Genomic DNA, 3,970 nt, shown 5'->3' on the forward strand with positions numbered 1-3,970 from the left:
GTCGGTGAACAGGCCCCCGTCGAGGTGGTCGCTCTCGTGCTGGAGACAGCGGGCGAAGAAGCCCGTGCCCTCCACCCGGACCGGCGCGCCGTCCGAGGTCGTGCCCTCGACGACGGCGCGGTCGAAGCGGGGCGTGCCGGCCTCGATGCCGGGGAGCGAGAGGCACCCCTCCGGCCCGCGCACCCGCACGCCGTCGGCCTCGACGAGCCGGGGGTTGACGACGTGGCCGAGGTGGCGGCGGTCCTCGTCGTCGGGGCAGTCGTAGACGAAGACCCGCAGCGGCACGCCGATCTGATTGGCCGCGAGCCCGACGCCGCGGGCCGCGTACATGGTCGCGTACATGTCCTCGATGAGCGTCGCGAGGCCCGGACCGTACTCCTGGACCTCGGCGCAGGGCGCGCCGAGGACCGGGTCCCCGAGCAGCCGCATCGGGCGTATGAGTCCGCCGCTGCCGGGGATCGTGCCGTTTCGCATGCGTCAAAGCGTACGGTCCGCGGCGGCAGGTTCGGGCCTTCGGCCGGATCTCGATAGGCTGATCCCTGACCGATGCCTCCCGGCTGGCGATTCGGCGCGGAGGGGGCGTCCCGCCGGCGGACCACGAGGCAGGCGCGGCGCCGGATGCAAGGAGGATCTAGGACGATGGCAGGGAACACGGAGCCGCTGTCCCCGCGGGCCAAGCTGGCCGTGACGGCGGGCAAGGCCGCGGCGGCGGTATCGCGGGCCGCGGGCCGCGGCAGCGGATCGGTGATCGGCGGCAAGGTGGCGCTCAGGCTCGACCCCGACCTGCTCGCCCGGCTGGCGACGCACTTGGACGTGGTCCTGGTGTCGGCCACCAACGGCAAGACGACGACGACCCGGCTGATCGCCGAGGCGCTGCGGGCCAGCGGAGTGGTGGTCTCGAACGCGCTGGGCGCCAACATGCCCGCGGGCATCACCTCCGCGCTGGCCGGCGGGTCCGACGCGCGGTACGGCGTGATCGAGGTGGACGAGAAGTACCTGGCGGGGGTGGCACGCGATGTGGAGCCCAAGGCCATCGCGCTGCTGAACCTCTCCCGCGACCAGCTCGACCGCGCGGCGGAGACCCGCATGCTGGCCGAGAAGTGGCGCGAGGGCCTGGCCGGCACCAAGGCCGTGGTGATCGCGAACGCCGACGACCCGCTCATCGTGTGGGCGGCCTCCTCCTCGCCGAACGTGGTGTGGGTGGCGGCCGGCCAGGAGTGGAAGGACGACGCCTGGTCGTGCCCGTCGTGCGGCGGCGTGATGCAGCGCCCCGGCGACGACTGGTTCTGCGCCGAGTGCGGCTTCCGGCGGCCCACCCCGAGCTGGGCGCTCTCCGGCGACTACGTCCTGGACCCGCACGGCAGCGCGTGGCCGATCCACCTCCAGCTGCCGGGCCGCGCGAACAAGGCGAACGCCACCACCTCCGCGGCCGTCGCCGCCGCCTTCGGGGTGCCGCCGCAGGTGGCGCTGGAGCGGATGTACTCGGTCCAGGCGGTCGCCGGGCGGTACGACGTGGTGACGTATCAGGAGCGGGAGCTGCGGCTGCTGCTGGCGAAGAACCCGGCCGGCTGGCTGGAGACGTTCTCGCTGATCGACCCGCCGCCCACGCCGGTGATCCTCGGCGTCAACGCGCGCGGCGCGGACGGCACGGACACCTCCTGGCTGTGGGACGTGGACTACACCCGCCTCGCGGGCCACCCGATCCTCGTCATCGGCGACCGCAAGCTGGACCTGGCGGTCCGGCTGGAGGTCGCGGGTCTGGAGTTCCGGGTGTGCGAGGACGTGGACGACGCCGTGCGGATGTCGCCGCCCGGCCGGATCGAGGTCATCGCCAACTACACCGCGTTCCAGGACGTACGCCGCCGCGTCGGCAACTGACACCCGCTAAAGGAGCCTTTACCCATGAGCCAGAGCAGTCTGCGCCTGGTGTGGATCTACCCCGACCTGCTGAGCACATACGGGGACCAGGGCAACGCCCTGGTGGTGGAGCGGCGTGCGCGCCAGCGCCGGCTGGACGTCCAGCGCCTGGACGTCCGCTCCGACCAGCAGATCCCGACCTCGGGGGACATCTATCTGATCGGCGGCGGCGAGGACCGGCCGCAGCGGCTGGCGGCCGAGCGGCTGCGCCGCGACGGCGGGCTGAACCGGGCGGTGGCCAACGGCGCGATCGTCTTCTCGGTGTGCGCCGGGTACCAAATCCTGGGCCACGAGTTCATCAACGACCTCGGGCAGCGCGAGCAGGGCCTGGGGCTGCTGGACGTGGTCAGCACCCGCGGCGAGGCCGAGCGGTGCGTCGGCGACGTGCTGGGCGACATCGACGAGCGGCTGGGGCTGCCGCCGCTGACCGGTTTCGAGAACCACCAGGGCGTCACACACTTGGGGCCCACCGCCCGGCCGCTGGCGCGGGTGCGGTTCGGCAACGGCAACGGCACGGGCGACGGCACCGAGGGCGCGTTCAACGACACCGTCTTCGGCACGTACATGCACGGCCCGGTGCTGGCCCGCAATCCGCTGATCGCGGACCTGCTGCTGAAGCTGGCGCTCGATGTGAACGCGCTGCCGCCGGTGGACGAGCAGTGGTACGAGGCGCTGCGCGCGGAGCGGATCGCGGCGGCGTCGCAGCCCGCGTAGCGGCGGCGGTACGGCCCGCGCGGCCGAGCGGCCCGTATGACGGACGGATCGGTGCCCCGCTGCCCGCGCTTGTAGGGTGGCGGGGCTGATCCAACCGGACGACGGGGTCCGGTCATCCGGCCCTGTTGCAAAGGTTTTCGTGCCATGCGAATTGGTGTGCTCACTTCCGGCGGCGACTGCCCCGGTCTGAACGCCGTCATCCGGTCCGTCGTGCACCGCGCGGTCGTCGACCACGGTGATGAGGTCATCGGCTTCCACGACGGGTGGAAGGGGCTCCTGGAGTGCGACTACCGCAAGCTGGACCTGGACGCGGTGGGCGGCATCCTGGCCCGTGGCGGAACGATTCTCGGCTCGTCCCGGGTGCAGCCCGCGCATCTGCGCGACGGGGTGGAGCGCGCCCGCGGCCACGTCCGTGACCTGGGACTGGACGCGATCATCCCGATCGGCGGCGAGGGCACGCTCAAGGCGGCGCGGCTGCTCTCCGACGCGGGGCTGCCGATCGTCGGGGTGCCCAAGACCATCGACAACGACATCGCCTCGACGGATGTGACGTTCGGCTTCGACACCGCGGTCGGCGTCGCGACCGAGGCCCTGGACCGGCTCAAGACGACGGCGGAGTCGCATCAGCGGGTGCTGATCGTCGAGGTGATGGGGCGGCACACGGGGTGGATCGCCCTGCACTCGGGGATGGCGGCGGGCGCGCACGCCATCGTCGTGCCGGAGCGGCCGTTCGACATCGGCGAGTTGACCGCGCTGGTCGGCAAGCGCTTCGAGGCGGGCAAGAAGTTCGCGATCGTGGTGGTCGCGGAGGGCGCGAAGCCGCGCGAGGGGTCGATGGACTTCGACATCGGCGGCACGGACGTCTACGGGCACGAGCGCTTCGCGGGCGTCGCCCGGCAGCTGTCGACCGAGCTGGAGCAGCGCCTGGGGAAGGAGGCGCGCCCGGTGATCCTGGGCCATGTGCAGCGGGGCGGCACGCCGACCGCGTACGACCGGGTGCTCGCGACCCGGTTCGGGTGGCACGCGGTGGAGACGGCGCACCGGGGCGAGTTCGGGATGATGACGGCGCTGCGCGGCACGGACATCACGCTGGTGCCGCTGGCGGAGGCCGTCGAGACGCTCAAGACGGTGCCCGCCGAGCGGTACGGCGAGGCGGAGTGCGTGCTGTGACCTGACCTCTCCGCTGCTTCGCCCGAAGTCGCCCGATTCGCCCGCAGCCGCCCGAGAGCCGCCCGTACGGCCGTGATCAGGGCCCCCGCCTGCAAGGTGGTGGCGTCCTCGGGCAGCGACGCGCGTGCGGTCGCGTCGCCGGGGATGAGCCAGCCGAGCGTGTGGAAGG

4 protein-coding genes are annotated in these 3,970 nt (G+C 72.7%); 3 read left to right on the forward strand and 1 reads right to left on the reverse strand.

The annotated features are described in order from the left end of the window. The coding region (gene def / locus ACFU99_RS36045) for a peptide deformylase (protein ID WP_384400563.1) at positions 1 to 474 on the reverse strand (474 nt) is incomplete at its 3' end. A 165-nt stretch (positions 475 to 639) separates the two neighbouring features. Here def and ACFU99_RS36050 point away from each other — a divergent pair. From ACFU99_RS36050 to ACFU99_RS36060, 3 genes are all read left to right on the forward strand, one after another. Beyond that, positions 640 to 1,878 (forward strand): MurT ligase domain-containing protein, encoded by a 1,239-nt coding sequence (locus ACFU99_RS36050; RefSeq protein ID WP_384400566.1) that lies wholly within the window; start codon positions 640 to 642, stop codon positions 1,876 to 1,878. 24 nt (positions 1,879 to 1,902) lie between these two features. Next, complete coding sequence (locus ACFU99_RS36055) at positions 1,903 to 2,631, forward strand: glutamine amidotransferase (RefSeq protein WP_363228462.1); 729 nt, start codon at positions 1,903 to 1,905, stop codon at positions 2,629 to 2,631. A 144-nt stretch (positions 2,632 to 2,775) separates the two neighbouring features. Beyond that, positions 2,776 to 3,801: a 6-phosphofructokinase gene (locus ACFU99_RS36060; RefSeq protein ID WP_384400569.1), complete on the forward strand. Its 1,026-nt coding sequence runs from the start codon at positions 2,776 to 2,778 to the stop codon at positions 3,799 to 3,801. Positions 3,802 to 3,970: the final 169 nt, after the last annotated feature.

Origin of the sequence: Streptomyces sp. NPDC057654 (genome assembly GCF_042800135.1) — a bacterium.
In the GTDB taxonomy this organism is placed as follows: Bacteria; Actinomycetota; Actinomycetes; order Streptomycetales; family Streptomycetaceae; genus Streptomyces.